The organism is Phreatobacter aquiterrae (genome assembly GCF_053471285.1).
Genome location: NZ_JBJPHW010000017.1, coordinates 54290 through 68822 on the forward strand (window position 1 = coordinate 54290; position 14533 = coordinate 68822).

Sequence of the window (14533 nt, forward strand, 5' to 3'; positions counted from 1 at the left end):
ATGCCCGCAGCCGAGCATCCCCTGCGCACCGCCGCCCGCGCCGAGCGCGACGGGCTGATGCAGCGCCATCCGGAGGTCTTCCGACCCTCGCCCGCCCGCCGCATCCGCACCGGGTTCATCCTGGCGCTGCTCGCCGGTCTCTTCGCCTACGGCCTCGTCGTTCTCGATTTCGACCCGGCCCGGCTTCTTTCGGGGATCGGCAAACTCGGCCAGTTCATGTGGTTCATGCTGCCCCCGTCCACCGGCACCTGGGCGAAGTTCTTCGTCTATCTGCACGCGCTCGCCGAGACGGTCGCCATCGCCTTCCTCGGGACCTTCACGGCCGCGCTGTTCGCCCTGCCGGTCGGCTTCCTTGCCGCCAAGAACATCGTCCCGAACGTCGTCATCCACTTCCTGTCGCGACGCATCGTCGACACCATCCGCGGCGTCGACGAACTGATCTGGGCGCTGATCTGGGTGAGCGTCGTCGGCCTTGGCCCCTTCGCCGGCGTCCTCGCCCTGCTCTGCTCCAATTTCGGACTGTTCTCGAAACTCTTCTCCGAGGCGATCGAGGCTGCCGACCGCAAGGCGTCTGAAGGTATCGCCTCGACGGGCGGGAGCCGGCTGCACGGCATTCGCTTCGGCATCCTGCCGCAGGTGCTGCCCATCTTCGGCAGCCAGGTGCTCTATTTCTTCGAGAGCAACACGCGCTCGGCGACCATCATCGGCATCGTCGGCGCCGGCGGCATCGGCCTGCACCTGTCGGAGCAGATCCGCGTGCTGGAATATCAGCACGTCTCGGCGCTGATCCTGATGATCCTGGTCACGGTGGCGCTGATCGACCAGATCTCGACCCGCCTGCGCTTCGCCCTCATCGGCGAGCGCGCCGCGCCCTGAGGCGCGCCGGTCAACCCACGGTCAGGCGGATGCGGTCGGCGCAGAAATGCGAGCGCGCCCATTGGATGGGAATGCCGTCGGGGTCGACGTTAACGCTGTCGATGACGAGAACCGGCCGGCCTTCGGCGATCTCGAGACGCTCGGCATCGAGCCGGTCGGCGAGCGCGGCGCCGATCTTCGTGGAGGCGCGGCGATAGTCCGGCACGTCGCAGGCGGCGAGTGCGGCGGTGATCGAACCGGTCGCCGCATAGACCTCCGGAACCCCGCGGAAGCGCGGCAGGGGAAAGGCCGTGACGGCCCAGGAGATCGGCACGCCATCGGCGAAATGGGCGCTCTCCACCATCACCACCGGATCCTCCGGCGACAGGTCCAGCGCCTCGGCGATCTCGGAACTGGCGCCGGTCTCGCGATGACCGAGCAGCCGGCCGGCAGGGTCGCGCGCCTGCCCCACGACGATCTCGGAGAAGCGCGTGCGCCGGCCGATCGGATAGGTCAGGGGCTTGGCCTCGACATAGGTGCCGGAGCCCTGCGTGACGCGGACCAGCCCCTTGTCGACCAGCGACTTCACCGCCTGCCTGACCGTATGGCGGTTGACGCCGAAGCGTTCGGTCAGCGCCGCCTCGGTCGGCAGCCGCGTGCCCGGCACCAGGCCGCCGCCGGCAATCTCGGCCTCGATCGCCTCGGCGATCTGCCGCCACACCGTGACCCCCCTGCCCCTCGCCAGCATGCCGCCTCCCGTCATCCGCCTGTCACGGCTCGCAGCCGATATGCGGAACCGCCCCGTCACGCCAGCCGCCCCGACGCAGGTTTCCGCTTGCCCGGTGACATCGACTGTCATAAAACCATAATCGTCTAGACTAATATACAAATCATGACAGATCATTCCGACCCGCCCGATTCACTCCAGACCGCCCGCAAGGCTACCATGGCCACGGTGGCCCGCGCGACAGCGGACGAACTCGCCGGCCTCGACCGGATCGCGGGGGCGCGCGCGACCATCCTGCGCGCACCCGAGATCGGCCTCGTCATGGTGCGCGGCCGCATCGGCGGCGACGGCGCCCCCTTCAATCTGGGCGAGGCGACGGTCACGCGCGCCGCTGTTGCGCTCCCAGGCGGCGAGGTCGGCTTCGGTCATGTGCTCGGCCGCGATCGGGAGAAGGCACGGCTCGCCGCTCTCGCCGACGCGCTCTGGCAGGCGCCGGCGACCCAAGATGCGGTCGAGGCGTTACTCGCCCCGGTCCGCGAACGTCTCGCCACCGAGGCCGCCTGCAAGCGCGAGCGTGCCGCCGCCACCCGCGTCGACTTCTTCACCATGGTGCGCGGAGACAACTGATGGCTATCGCCCTCGCCTTCGCCGACCCTGTCCACGATGCCCAGCAGACGTTCCGCGCCGTGATGAACGCCATGGCCCGCCCCGGAACGATCCACGCGGTCCCGGGCCTCGCCGCTGCGCCCGCGCCACTGTCGCCGGTCGCAGCCGCCATCGCGGTGGCGCTGGCGGACTACGAGACACCGCTGTGGCTCGATGCATCCCTCGCCGCCGCGCCGGACGTCGCGTCCTACATGACTTTCCACACTGGCGCGCGGATCGTCGCCGCGCCCGCGCAGACCGCCTTCGCGCTGATCGCGGATCCGGGCGCGCTGCCGGATTTTGTCGACTTCGCGCTCGGCACCGATGTCTATCCTGATCGTTCGACGACGCTCATTCTGCAGGTGCAGAGCCTCGCCACCGGCCCCCGGTTCCGCCTGGCGGGGCCCGGCATCAAGGGCCATGCGACCCTCTCCGTCACCGGCCTTTCCGCTGATATCGTCACCCGCCTCGCCGCCAACCATGCCCTGTTCCCCCGCGGCATGGACCTTGTGCTGGCAGGGCCAGAAGGCGTCGCCGCCCTGCCCCGCACCACCCGCGTCACCCTGTCGGAGGCCTGATCCATGTATGTGGCCGTCAAGGGTGGCGAGCGCGCCATCGACAACGCCCACCGGCTCCTCGCCCATGCCCGGCGCGGCGATCCCGCCGTGCCGGAGGTCGCGCCCGCACAGATCCGCGAGCAGCTCGCGCTCGCCGTCGACCGGGTGATGACCGAGGGCTCGCTCTACGACCGCGACCTCGCCGCCATCGCCATCAAGCAGGCGCGCGGCGATCTGGTGGAGGCCGCCTTCCTCGTGCGCGCCTTCCGCACGACCCTGCCCCGCTTCGGCGCCACCGAGGCGATCGACACCGCAGCCATGCAGGTCGCCCGCCGGGTCTCGGCGACCTTCAAGGACATTCCCGGCGGACAGGTTCTCGGACCGACCTTCGACTACACGCACCGCCTCATCGACTTCCTGCTCGAGGCCGGCGCGGATGTGGCCGAACCCATCCGTCAGGTTGCCGAGGACGCACCCATGCCCCGCGTCACCGACCTGCTCGGCCACGACGATCTCATCGAGCGCAACCCCCCGGGCGATCCCGACGCGCCGGTGCCCGACCTCACCCGCGAGCCGCTCGACCTTCCCGCCGGTCGCGACCTGCGCCTGCAGAACCTCGCGCGCGGCGACGAGGGCTTCCTGCTCGCCCTCGGCTACTCGACGCAGCGCGGCTTCGGCCGCACCCACCCCTTCGCCGGCGAAATCCGGCTCGGCGAGGTGGAGGTGGAGTTTATTTCCGAGGATGTCGGCTTTGCCGTTCCGCTCGGCGACATCACCGTCACCGAATGCCAGATGGTCAACCAGTTCAAGGGCTCGGCCAAGGAGCCGCCGCGCTTCACCCGCGGCTACGGCCTCGCCTTCGGCCATTGCGAGAGGAAGACCATGGGCATGGCCCTGGTCGATCGCGCGCTCCGCGCCGGCGAACTCGGGGAGGAGGTCAAGGCTCCGGCGCAGGACGAGGAATTCGTTCTGATGCACTCGGACAATGTGCAGGCGACAGGCTTCGTCGAGCATCTCAAGCTGCCGCACTACGTCGACTTCCAGGCCGAGCTCGGCCTCATCCGCCAGATGCGTCAGGAGATCGCCGAGCGGCAGACTGCCGAACGCACCGCAGCCGACGGATCAGCTGAAGCTCCCCTGCAGGAGGCCGCGGAATGAACGCGCTCGCCACATCCGGAGCCATCGCGGCGACCGGCTACAACTTCGCCTATCTCGACGAACAGACGAAGCGGATGATCCGCCGCGCCATCCTCAAGGCTATCGCCATTCCCGGCTATCAGGTGCCCTTTGCTTCGCGCGAGATGCCCATGCCCTATGGCTGGGGAACGGGGGGCGTGCAGGTCACCGCTGCGATCCTTGGCCGGAATGACCGCCTCAAGGTCATCGACCAGGGGGCCGACGACACCACCAATGCCGTCTCCATCCGCAAGTTCTTCGAGAAGACTTCAGGCGTGGAAACAACGACCCAAACGGCCAACGCGACCATCATCCAGACCCGCCATCGCATTCCCGAGAAGACGCTGACCGCCGAGCAGGTGCTCGTCTATCAGGTGCCGATCCCCGAGCCGCTTCGCTTCCTCGAGCCGCGCGAGACCGAGACGCGCGTCATGCACGCGCTGGAGGACTACGGCCTCATGCACGTGAAGCTCTACGAGGACATCGCCACCCACGGCCACATCGCGACCACCTACGCATATCCGGTGAAGGTCGAGGACCGCTACGTGATGGACCCCTCGCCGACGCCGAAGTTCGACAATCCCAAGATGAACGACTGCGAAGCGCTGCAGCTCTTCGGCGCCGGGCGCGAGAAGCGCATCTATGCGGTGCCGCCGCACACCAAGGTGGTTTCGCTCGACTTCGAGGACCATCCGTTCGAACCGACCAAGTTCGACCACGCCTGCGCCCTGTGTGCAGCGACGCACACCTATCTCGACGAGGTCATCACCGATGACGCCGGCGGGCGGATGTTCGTCTGCTCGGACACCGACCATTGCGAAGAGCGCCGTGCGGAGGGCCATCGCGGCGAGTTGCTGGGCGAAGCGCCGGCAGCGATCGCGGGGAGCGCGGCATGACCATATCCGACACCCCTCTCCTTACTGCTGAAGCCGTGACGAAGTTCTACGGCGGCCGCATCGGCTGCCGCGACGTCGGCTTCGAGCTCTTTTCCGGCGAGGTTCTCGCCGTGGTGGGCGAATCCGGCTCGGGCAAGTCGACGCTCCTGAAGCTGCTGTCAGGCCAGCTCGAGCCCTCGGCCGGGCGCGTACTCTACGCCATGCGCGACGGCGTCACCCGCGACATCCTCACCCTGTCCGAGGCCGAGCGGCGCTTCCTGTTCCGCACCGACTGGGGCTTCGTCCACCAGCATGCCGAACAGGGCCTTCGCATGGGCGTCTCGGCCGGCGCCAATGTCGGCGAGCGGCTGATGGCGGTGGGATGGCGTCACTACGGGAAGATCCGCGAGGAAGCCGAAACCTGGCTGGAGCGCGTCGAGATCGACCCCGACCGTATCGACGACCGGCCCACCGCCTATTCCGGCGGCATGCGCCAGCGCCTGCAGATCGCCCGCAATCTCGTGACCTCGCCGCGCCTCGTCTTCATGGACGAACCGACGGGAGGCCTCGATGTCTCCGTGCAGGCGCGCCTGCTCGACCTCGTCCGCGGACTCGTCGCCGATCTCGGCCTCGCCGCCATCGTCGTGACGCATGATCTCGCGGTCGCCCGGCTGCTTTCGCACCGCATTCTCGTCATGAAGGATGGCCGCGGCATCGAGACCGGACTCACTGATCAGGTGCTGGACGACCCGCGCGAGCCCTATACCCAGCTCCTCGTCTCCTCGATCCTGCAGCCGTGAGGACGGACATGACCCAGCCCCTCCTCAGCCTTGAGAACCTCGCCAAGAGCTTCACCATGCACCTGCAGGGCGGGCTGGTGATCCCCGTGATCTCCGGCATCTCGCTCGATGTGGCGCCCGGCGAATGCGTCGTGCTCGGCGGTCCCTCGGGCGCCGGCAAGTCGTCGATCCTCAAGATGATCTACGGCAACTACCGCGCCGACGGCGGCGTCATCCGCGTCGCCGCCAGCGATGGCGAGACGGTCGACGTCGCGACAGCGGCCCCGCGCCGCGTCATGGCGCTGCGCCGCAGCACCATCAGCTATGTCTCGCAGTTCCTGCGCGTCATCCCGCGCGTGCCGGCGCTGACCGTCGTCGCCGAGGCAGCCGTCGCCTTCGGCATCGGCCGCGACGAGGCCGACGCCCGCGCCCGACGCCTGCTCGGCCTGCTCAACGTGCCCGAGCGGCTGTGGTCGCTGCCGCCGGCGACCTTTTCCGGCGGCGAGCAGCAGCGGGTAAACATCGCCCGCGGCTTCATCGCCGACCACCCGATCCTGCTGCTCGACGAGCCGACCGCTTCCCTCGACGCGACGAATCGCGCAGCCGTGGTCGAGCTGATCGAGACGAAGAAGGCGGCCGGAACCGCCATCGTCGGCATCTTCCACGACGACGACGTGCGCGAGCGGGTCGCCACCCGCATCGTCGACGTTACGCGCTTCGCCGCAAGCGCCGCATGAGGACGACCATGACCGCCAAGGATCCCATCCCCGCCGACCAGACCGGCTCGCTGACGCTCTTCTCCCGCCGCGTCGTCCTCGCCGACCGCGAGGTGGCCGCGACCGTCGTGATCGAGGACGGCGTCATCGCCGCCGTCGAGATCGATCGCCAGCGGGCGGACGCCGCCGATCTCGGCGACGACCTGCTCATTCCCGGCCTCGTGGAACTTCATACGGACCATCTGGAGCCGCACTACCAGCCGCGCCCGAAGGTGCACTGGGACCCGCTTTCGGCTGTCTTCGCCTACGATGCGCAGATCGCCTCCTCCGGCATCACCACGGTCTTCGACAGCCTCAGGATCGGCTCGGACGACGACCGCCCGACGACCGCCGACGGGCTGCTCGACCTGTCCGAGGCCATCGAGAAGGCCAAGGGCACCGGCCTCCTGCGCTCCGACCATCACACCCACCTGCGCTGCGAGATCCCCTCGCGCGGTGTGGTCGAGGAGGCGGAGAGCTATCTCTCCCGCTTTGACGTCCGCCTCATGTCGCTGATGGATCACACGCCCGGCCAGCGCCAGTTCCGCGACGAGGAGAAACTGCGCACCTACTATCGCGGCAAGACCGGCCTGTCGGAAACGGACCTCGACCGGCTCTTCTCCAACCGCCGCGCCCGCGCCGGCGAGATCGGCGAGCCCAACAAGCGCGGCCTCGTCGGCCTCGCGCACAAGGCCGGTATCGCCCTCGCCAGCCATGACGACACGCTCGAGGATCATGTCGCGGAATCTGTCGCCGACCGGGTCTCCATTGCGGAATTCCCGACGACCGTGGAGGCGGCGCGCGCCTCGCACGCGGCCGGCATCTCCGTCCTGATGGGCGCACCCAACGTCGTGCGCGGCGGCTCCCACTCGGGCAACGTGTCGGCGGTGGAACTGGCCGAGGCCGGTGTCCTCGACATCCTCTCCTCCGACTATGTGCCGATCAGCCTGATCCACGGTGCCTTCGGCCTGCGTGACGTACCGGCCATGGGCGGCCTTGCCGGCGCCATCCAGACGGTGACGCTGAAGCCTGCGCTCGCCACCGGCATGACCGACCGGGGCGAGATCGCCGTGGGAAAGCGCGGCGACCTCGTGCGCGTTGCCATGGTGGGCTCGCAGCCCGTGGTGCGCGAGGTCTGGCGCACCGGCCGCAGGATCGCCTGACATGACGGCTGCAGGCCCTGACGGCGGAAAGCCGCTGCGCGAGGCGAGCCCCATCGGTCCGGGCCGGCTCGTCCTCGTGGTGGGGCCGAGCGGCGCCGGCAAGGACACGCTGATCGCAGCCGTCCGCCAGCGCCTGGCAGGCGACGAGGCCTTTCTCTTTCCCCGGCGGATCGTCACCCGTCCGCCCTCGTCGGCCGAGGACAATATCGAGGCCGACGAGGCGACGTTTCGGACGATCGCGGCGGCCGGCGGCCTCGCCCTGTCGTGGACGGCCCACAGCCACCACTACGGCATTCCCGCCGTCATCGACCACGCGCTCTACGGCGGCCGCACAGCCGTCTGCAACGTGTCGCGCGAGGTCGTTGCGGCCGCCCGCCAGCGCTATGCCAATGTCACCGTGGTGGAGATCACGGCGCCGCCCGACGTCCTGAAGAGCCGGGTCGCCGCCCGCTCGCGCCCCTCCGACGGCGATTCGGCGGCGCGGGTGGAGCGGCGCATCACCCATCCGGTCGATCCCGACGTCGTTATCGTCAACGACGGTCCGGTCGAGCCCGCCGCCGCGCGGCTTCTGGCCGTCGTCGCCGGCCGGACCTGATCGGCGGCGCCGTCCGGCGTGGCCCGCCCCATTGGCGGCATCGCCCATTGCACGCAGGCGTGATCGGGGCTCCTATGGGGCATTCCCTGAGGAGAGCCGATCGTGAATCGCTTCGTTGCCCGCGTTCCGATGTCAGTCATCTGCCCGGAGCCGATGGTTCCCGCTATCCAGCACGTGCTGGAAGGCGAGTACGAGGCCCATTATGACGGCATCGGGCTCGACATCCTCGACATCGGCGCCAATGTCGGCTCCTTCGCTCTCTGGGCCTCGGCCCGCTGGCCCGGCAGCCATGTGCGCTCCTTCGAGCCGCATCCAGGTACCTTCGAGTTCCTGAAGCAGAATACCGCCGGCCGGCGCGACATCACCATCGTCAATGCCGCCCTCTTCCCCGGCGGCCTGACCAAGGCGACCTTCCACAGCCGCTTCGCCGGCGATGGCGAGTCCGGCCTTGCGGCCTATTCCGGCGACACCTTCGTCGACGGCACGTTGGTCGAGACCTATGAGGTCGCCGTGGTCGACCCCACCACCCTGCCCTCGGCGGACATCGTGAAGATCGACATCGAGGGCGGCGAAGGCGAGGTTCTCGCACATCTCGACTTGTCGAAGACCTCCCTCGTCCTGCTGGAGTTCCAGAACCGCAAGAACCGCGAGCATATCCGCGCCACGCTGGCGGCCGACTTCGACCTGCTGCACGACGAGGAATTCGCCTGGGACGACCTGCTCGGCTATGGCGGTTACCGCCCCGACCTCAAGGGCGACGCCTGGGGCCGCATCTTCGCCATCCGCAAGGACCTGACGCGCATGACGAAGCGCGAGCCGGTCGCGATCTGAGACCGCGTCGCCGGCGCGGAAGGATCCGCTGACATCCTTTTGCCGTATCCGGGTGTATCGGACATAGTGGACGGGAACAGGGCGACGAGTCGTCGCCCGACCGTCGGTTGAGGCCACCGGGCGGGTCCGGCCCTGGCCGGCCGATTCCCGGGGCGCCTTGAGCGGGCAGGGTCGGTGCATGGCTGGGATGAGGGACGATCGTCAGGAACCGGGAGGCGAGGCCGCTGCGCTGCGCCCGCTGCCGATCGACCAGGCGGTGCTGGATGTCGCGGCGCCTGCGCCCTCGCGCGGCGTGGGCCTGTCCGGCAAGCTGCTGATCCTGACGACGCTGTTCATCCTGATCGCCGAAGTCCTCATCTATGTGCCGGCGGTGGCGAACTTCCGCAATTCCTGGCTCGACGACCGCCTGGCGGCCGGCCGCACGGCCGCACTCGTGCTGGAGGCGGCGCCGAGCGGCATGGTGCCCGAAGCATTGGTGCGCGAACTGCTCGACAGCGCCGGCGCCAAGGCCGTGGCGCTGAAGACCGGACCGGCCCGCCGGTTGCTCGCCGCCTCCGATGAGCTTCCCGATATCAACGTGACGATCGACATGCGCGACCAGCCGCTCTTCCGGACCTTTCCGGAGGCCTTCGCCACGCTCTTCGCCAGGGACGGCCGCACCATGCGCGTCATGGGCGAGGCGCGCCGGGCCGGCGACTTCGTCGAGATCGTCATGGACGAGACGCCGCTGCGCCACGCCATGCTGCGCTTCTCCAAGACGCTGCTGATCTACTCGCTGTTCATTTCGGTGCTGTCGGCGGCGCTCGTCTATGTGACGCTGCACCTGATGTTCGTGCGCCCGATGCGGCGGCTGACCGACACCATGATCGCCTTCCGCGAGAACCCGGAGGACATCAGCCGGGCGATCGTTCCGACCGGCCGCAAGGACGAGGTCGGCGTCGCGGAGTACGAACTGCAGACGATGCAGCATTCGCTGCACGACATGCTGGCGCAGCGATCGCGCCTGGCCGCCCTCGGGCTCGCCGTCTCCAAGATCAACCACGACCTGAGGAACCTGCTGGCCTCGGCCCAGCTCTTCTCGGACCGGCTCGCCAATGTGCCGGACCCCACCGTGCAGCGCTTCGCGCCGAAGATGATCCTGGCGCTCGACCGGGCCATCGCCTTCTGCCAGTCGACCCTCTCCTACGGCCGCGCCCAGGAGGCGCCGCCGCAGCGGCGCGCGGTGGCGCTCACCACCCTTGCCGAGGAGGTGCGCGACACGATGGGTCTCGCCGATGATGCCCGCATCGGCTTCGTCAATGCGGTGGACGACGGCCTGGTGATCGACGCCGATCCCGACCACCTCTTCCGGGTGCTGCTGAACCTTGCCCGCAACGCCCATCAGGCGCTGGAGTCACGCGCTCCGAACGATCCCTCGCGCGACCACATCCGCATTGCCGGCCGGCGCGAAGGCACCGTGACGATCATCGAGATCTCGGACACCGGCCCGGGCGTCCCGGAGCGCGCGCGACAGCACCTGTTCGAGGCCTTCCAGGGCTCGACCCGCCCCGGCGGCACCGGCCTCGGCCTCGCCATCGCGGCGGAACTCGTGCGCGCCCATGGCGGCACCATCACGCTGGCGGAAGGCACGCTCGGCGCCACGTTCCGCATCACCATCCCCGACCGGCCGATCGATCTGGCGAGCGTCCGCAAGGCGCATCGCAAGCGCGCGTGAGACGACGGCGGACGCTCGACGGGGATGAGGGAATTCCCGCGCCGCCGGAGCAGGACGTCGCGTCTCCTGGACCTGTTCCAGCCGAGGCTCCGCGCGGGGATTCCTGACGCCGCCCCCCTTGCAATCGGTTTCGAAACAGCGTATCCGACCGCCTCCGTTCGCAAGGCGATCTGCCTCGCCGAACGCGGCGCGCGCCCGTAGCTCAGCTGGATAGAGCACCAGACTACGAATCTGGGGGTCAGAGGTTCGAATCCTTTCGGGCGCGCCATTCTCAGGCTGCTGGTTCCAACTGCCCTTTTCTGTGTCGTGCGACGAGGTCGGATTCGATCCAACACGCATGGAAGCAGCGTCAGCGCGGATTTGCTGGGTCGGCAAACGGCTCGTCGGGATTGCAAACATAAAACAGGGCCATTCGCGCCGGGACGTCACCCCTGTTGCGTCCCGTCATGTTGACGCCCGACGGCTCGACGAAGACCTGACCAACTTCGATGTGGACCGGGTCCGCGCCATCCAGTTCGAGCGTGAATGTTCCCTCCAGCATATAGACCACCACGGGATGACGGTGCGAATGGTAGGGGGTGACGTCGCCTGGCAAGAGGTTGGCGAACAGCACCCTGATTTCCTGAACCTGTGCCGTCGGCATTCCTTGCACCGCCTGCCGGTGAAGCGGCGTGAGCTTTGCCATGCCGCTGTCCTGCGCAGTGCGCGTGACGCCGACCGTCAGTCCGGCAGTCATGGTTGAAACGTCTGTTTTCTCGTGCATGGCCTTCTCCTCTGCAATTCCCGGGACGCTAGCCCCTTCGAGGTTCTGGCAGCAGCAGCGAAACTGCCAACGGCCTGCGCAATTGTGCATAGTGGCCCCATGTTCGACTGGAACGATCTGCGCCATCTCGTTGCCGTGTCACGTTGTGGCAGCACGCTTGCCGCCGCGAAGGCGCTCGGGGTCAATCAATCAACGGTCCATCGCAGGCTGCTGGAGCTTGAGCGGCGCATCGGCCTGAGCCTGGTGAAGCGCCGGTCGGCGGGATATCGCCTCTCGGAACTGGGGGAAGCGCTGATTGGCGAATTCATCGCCGTCGAAGCTGCCGTCGAGCATCTCGAACGAAAGATCGGCGCGCTGAAGCTCGACCTCAAGGGAACCATCCGCCTCACCTGCCCGGAGCCGACGGTTCCGCGCATCGCCGCATCCGGGTTGCTCGACCGTTTCCATGCCCGCTATCCCGGCCTTGCAGTGGAATTCGTCACCAGCGACCGCTACCTGGACCTGGTCATGGGAGAAGCCGACGTCGCCTTTCGTTCCGGCGAGCCGGTGGACGAACGCCTCGTTGGCCGCAAGATCTGCGATTCCGTTTGGGCCATCTACGCGAGCAAGAGCTACATTCTGCAGAACGGCAGGCCCGAAAGCCTCGGCGAACTCGCTGGGCGGGCCCTGATCGGCTTCGACGGTATCATGCAGAACCACCGCGTCGCCAAATGGCTGCCGACGGTCGTGCCCGATGCTCGCATCGTCAGTCGCTGCTCCAGCATGCTGGGCGCGGTGTCACTGGTGAAGGCCGGTGTCGGTATCGCCCCGCTGCCCACGACGCTTGGCGATGCCGAGGAGACACTGGTTCAGGTACTGCCACCCGTCCTGGAACTGACGCGCGCCTGGTATCTCCTGACACCCTCGGATCTGCGCAGGACACCCCGCATCGCCGCCTTCGTCGATAGCGTTCTGGACGATGTGCCTGCGCTGCGCGCCGCGCTCATTGGATAGTCTGCCTCCCGTCTTATATTTGACAGTCGCAGCGGCCGGCTCGGGTCAGGCGCGTCGCCTCAAGCATCGTCTCCATCGGAATTGCGGGCATTGATCGTCCTGGATTCGGGTGCGAGGTGACGACACGGGCCAAGGTCCTTCCGCAAGGACAGTCCCCGAGCTGTCGCGGCCAAGGCGCTATGCTGCATGCAGCATGGACCAACGCCAGCCTGACCTGTTCGTTCCATCCGGATCAGGGAGGCATCGGATCGTGCGTGACCGGGCCTCAAGCCCGGTTCATCTCAGGCCGCTGGCGGTGCGGCCGGCGCGTCGGCGCTATCGTGGACAATCGAGACCAGGGTTCCGGGGTCTGAGTCCTCGACGAGAACGGTCGCTTCGAGGTGCTTGGCCAAGGCCTGGACAATACTCGTCCCCAGCCCGGGCGGGGGACTGACTTCACCCATCCCGACACCATCGTCGCCGACCGAGAGTTTCCAGTCTGTCGCGCCAGACTGATAGTCGACCTCGATTGTTCCGGCTCGTCCGTCGGGAAACGCATGCTTGAGGGCGTTGATGACCAGTTCCGTCACCAGCAGCCCCAGGCTGACCGACGTGTCAGCATCCACCAAGCTGTCATCAGACGTGACCTCGAGCTTCACCCGTTCGGGGTCGTAGATCATCGATGCTGCCAGGCTATGACAGAGCTGCGCGAAGTAGGGCCGGAGGGCCACCTGCTCCACGCCGCTGATCGCGAGCTGTCGCTGGACGGCGGCGACAGACAGAAGTCTCTGATGAGCGGCAACCAGGTGACTGCGCGTCTCCTGGGACTGCACCCTTCGCGCACTTTGCATGAGCAGGCTGGCGATGATCTGGAGGCTGTTGGCGACCCGGTGCTGGATCTCCTGAACAAGCACGATCTTCTGCCGCAGCAGGTCGTCCTTTTCCCGGAGAACTTCCTTCGCCGAGGCCTCGCTCGCCCGCAAACGGGTCACGTCGGATATCGTCAGGAGGAGCCTGACATCCTCTTCATCGCCAAATCGGAGCCTGTGGGCGTTCATCACCAGGCATCGCGGCTGATCCGATGTGCGGGCGATATCCATCTCGTAGGGGCCGACCTCGGCATCGCTGGCGAGAGCGGCGTGCAGCAACGAGCGCAATTTTGGCAGGGTCCACTCGCCACGACCGAGCGCGAAAACGTCACGACCCTCGACATCGCCCCGCTCAACGCGGAAGGTGCTGCAGAATGAAGCGCTCGCGGCAATGACCTTGAAGGTCTGGTCCAGCAGGAGGAGCGGCGCCTGCGACGATGCGACGATGGCCAGCGCGAGGTCAGGAGCAACCTGCGGAGGAGGCGAGAGGACGGAAGCCATAGGATGGCCCTCCTGGTTGGCCGACGATTCGCGACGCGAAGGTTGCGCCGGGAATACCGGGACGTCGGGACCAGCGTGGGACCGGCACCGATCCGCGGGAAGCCTAGCAGACTTGTCACTCAACGGAGCCAACTATTCGGGACCGCCTGCCGGCGGGCACCCGTCGGGGCGTGCTGGCATCGAGGGCCACAGCCGGGCAAGCCGAAAACCCACCTCCAAGCCGAAACCATGAATTCACACGAATGATCAGCGCGGTGGGGTTTTTCAAGGACCACACAATTGTAAGGACAAGGGGGAACGATCGCGCAGCAGGACGGTTATGATGTCGCACGTCCCCAGACTTCAGACGAAGCCTCGGACGCGACCTTCGCCGCAACTGTTCTTCTGAACTGGCCGCGTCACGGCGGAGCACACCGTTTCCGAAGCAATATTATTGCATCAATGGGGCCTCAGAACCTGATCAATATCGCTCATCCAGATCGGCCATCCCATGACACTACGTAACCCGATCCTGATCGTCGAGGACCAGCCGATCCTGCTGATGGACCTTGAGTCAGGCCTTGAAGAAGGTGGTTATGCGGTGCTCTCGGCCCGGAACGCCGAGGAGGCGATGGCCATCCTGGCGACGGATGTCAAATCGCTTCCAATCGCCACCCCTATTTCGCGTCCAAAGCAGGCCCCCATTGAGGGCGCAGATGCGAGCGGCCGCCCCGGCGTAGCTGGCCAGGGTTTCGCAGCCGGGGCGGCCGCGTTTCC

Annotated in this window: 15 protein-coding genes, 1 tRNA gene and 1 pseudogene; 14 read left to right on the forward strand and 3 right to left on the reverse strand. The window is 67.5% G+C overall.

The window, feature by feature from the left end:
- Positions 1-876 carry a phosphonate ABC transporter, permease protein PhnE gene (gene phnE, locus ACJ4V0_RS20150; RefSeq protein ID WP_448301417.1) on the forward strand — a complete coding sequence of 292 codons (876 nt, stop codon included), beginning with the start codon at positions 1-3 and terminating at the stop codon, positions 874-876.
- A 10-nt stretch (positions 877-886) separates the two neighbouring features.
- On the opposite strand, the gene phnF is transcribed toward phnE, so the two are convergent.
- A complete protein-coding gene (gene phnF, locus ACJ4V0_RS20155) occupies positions 887-1603 on the reverse strand; it encodes a phosphonate metabolism transcriptional regulator PhnF (protein ID WP_448301404.1) in 717 nt (238 codons plus the stop codon).
- A gap of 144 nt (positions 1604-1747) precedes the next feature.
- On the opposite strand from phnF, the gene phnG reads away from it, so the two are divergent.
- The 11 genes from phnG to ACJ4V0_RS20210 all read left to right on the forward strand — a co-directional run bounded on the left by phnG (position 1748) and on the right by ACJ4V0_RS20210 (position 10940).
- Positions 1748-2209 (forward strand): phosphonate C-P lyase system protein PhnG, encoded by a 462-nt coding sequence (phnG, locus tag ACJ4V0_RS20160; RefSeq protein ID WP_448301405.1) that lies wholly within the window; start codon positions 1748-1750, stop codon positions 2207-2209.
- Complete coding sequence (gene phnH / locus ACJ4V0_RS20165; RefSeq protein WP_448301406.1) at positions 2209-2805, forward strand: phosphonate C-P lyase system protein PhnH; 597 nt, start codon at positions 2209-2211, stop codon at positions 2803-2805. Before phnG ends, phnH begins: the two co-directional genes overlap by 1 nt.
- Positions 2806-2808: 3 nt before the next feature.
- A complete protein-coding gene (locus ACJ4V0_RS20170; protein ID WP_448301407.1) occupies positions 2809-3942 on the forward strand; it encodes a carbon-phosphorus lyase complex subunit in 1134 nt (377 codons plus the stop codon).
- Positions 3939-4856, forward strand: coding sequence for an alpha-D-ribose 1-methylphosphonate 5-phosphate C-P-lyase PhnJ (locus tag ACJ4V0_RS20175; RefSeq protein WP_448301408.1), 918 nt, complete (start codon positions 3939-3941; stop codon positions 4854-4856). The genes ACJ4V0_RS20170 and ACJ4V0_RS20175 overlap by 4 nt, the downstream gene beginning before the upstream one ends.
- Entirely contained in the window at positions 4853-5635 is a 783-nt protein-coding gene (gene phnK, locus ACJ4V0_RS20180) for a phosphonate C-P lyase system protein PhnK (protein ID WP_448301409.1), read from the forward strand. The genes ACJ4V0_RS20175 and phnK overlap by 4 nt, the downstream gene beginning before the upstream one ends.
- Positions 5636-5643: 8 nt before the next feature.
- A complete protein-coding gene (gene phnL / locus ACJ4V0_RS20185; RefSeq protein WP_448301410.1) occupies positions 5644-6351 on the forward strand; it encodes a phosphonate C-P lyase system protein PhnL in 708 nt (235 codons plus the stop codon).
- An 8-nt stretch (positions 6352-6359) separates the two neighbouring features.
- Positions 6360-7532, forward strand: a complete 1173-nt coding sequence (locus ACJ4V0_RS20190; RefSeq protein ID WP_448301411.1) for an alpha-D-ribose 1-methylphosphonate 5-triphosphate diphosphatase — start codon at positions 6360-6362, stop codon at positions 7530-7532.
- Between the two features lies 1 nt (position 7533).
- Positions 7534-8127, forward strand: coding sequence for a phosphonate metabolism protein/1,5-bisphosphokinase (PRPP-forming) PhnN (phnN, locus tag ACJ4V0_RS20195; RefSeq protein ID WP_448301412.1), 594 nt, complete (start codon positions 7534-7536; stop codon positions 8125-8127).
- Positions 8128-8229: 102 nt separating this feature from the next.
- On the forward strand, positions 8230-8958 hold the full coding sequence (locus tag ACJ4V0_RS20200; RefSeq protein ID WP_448301413.1) for an FkbM family methyltransferase: 729 nt from the start codon (positions 8230-8232) through the stop codon (positions 8956-8958).
- 187 nt (positions 8959-9145) lie between these two features.
- The gene (locus ACJ4V0_RS20205; RefSeq protein ID WP_448301418.1) at positions 9146-10672 is read left to right on the forward strand and encodes an ATP-binding protein; all 1527 of its coding nucleotides are present in this window, start codon (positions 9146-9148) and stop codon (positions 10670-10672) included.
- Between the two features lie 191 nt (positions 10673-10863).
- Positions 10864-10940: transfer RNA gene (locus ACJ4V0_RS20210), tRNA-Arg, on the forward strand.
- An 81-nt stretch (positions 10941-11021) separates the two neighbouring features.
- On the opposite strand, the gene ACJ4V0_RS20215 is transcribed toward ACJ4V0_RS20210, so the two are convergent.
- Positions 11022-11435, reverse strand: coding sequence for a cupin domain-containing protein (locus ACJ4V0_RS20215; RefSeq protein ID WP_448301414.1), 414 nt, complete (start codon positions 11433-11435; stop codon positions 11022-11024).
- A 99-nt stretch (positions 11436-11534) separates the two neighbouring features.
- On the opposite strand from ACJ4V0_RS20215, the gene ACJ4V0_RS20220 reads away from it, so the two are divergent.
- Positions 11535-12428, forward strand: a complete 894-nt coding sequence (locus tag ACJ4V0_RS20220) for a LysR family transcriptional regulator (RefSeq protein WP_448301415.1) — start codon at positions 11535-11537, stop codon at positions 12426-12428.
- A gap of 281 nt (positions 12429-12709) precedes the next feature.
- On the opposite strand, the gene ACJ4V0_RS20225 is transcribed toward ACJ4V0_RS20220, so the two are convergent.
- Positions 12710-13777, reverse strand: a complete 1068-nt coding sequence (locus ACJ4V0_RS20225) for a sensor histidine kinase (protein ID WP_448301416.1) — start codon at positions 13775-13777, stop codon at positions 12710-12712.
- Between the two features lie 490 nt (positions 13778-14267).
- On the opposite strand from ACJ4V0_RS20225, the pseudogene ACJ4V0_RS20230 reads away from it, so the two are divergent.
- A pseudogene (locus ACJ4V0_RS20230) lies at positions 14268-14533 on the forward strand (hypothetical protein); the annotation flags it as partial.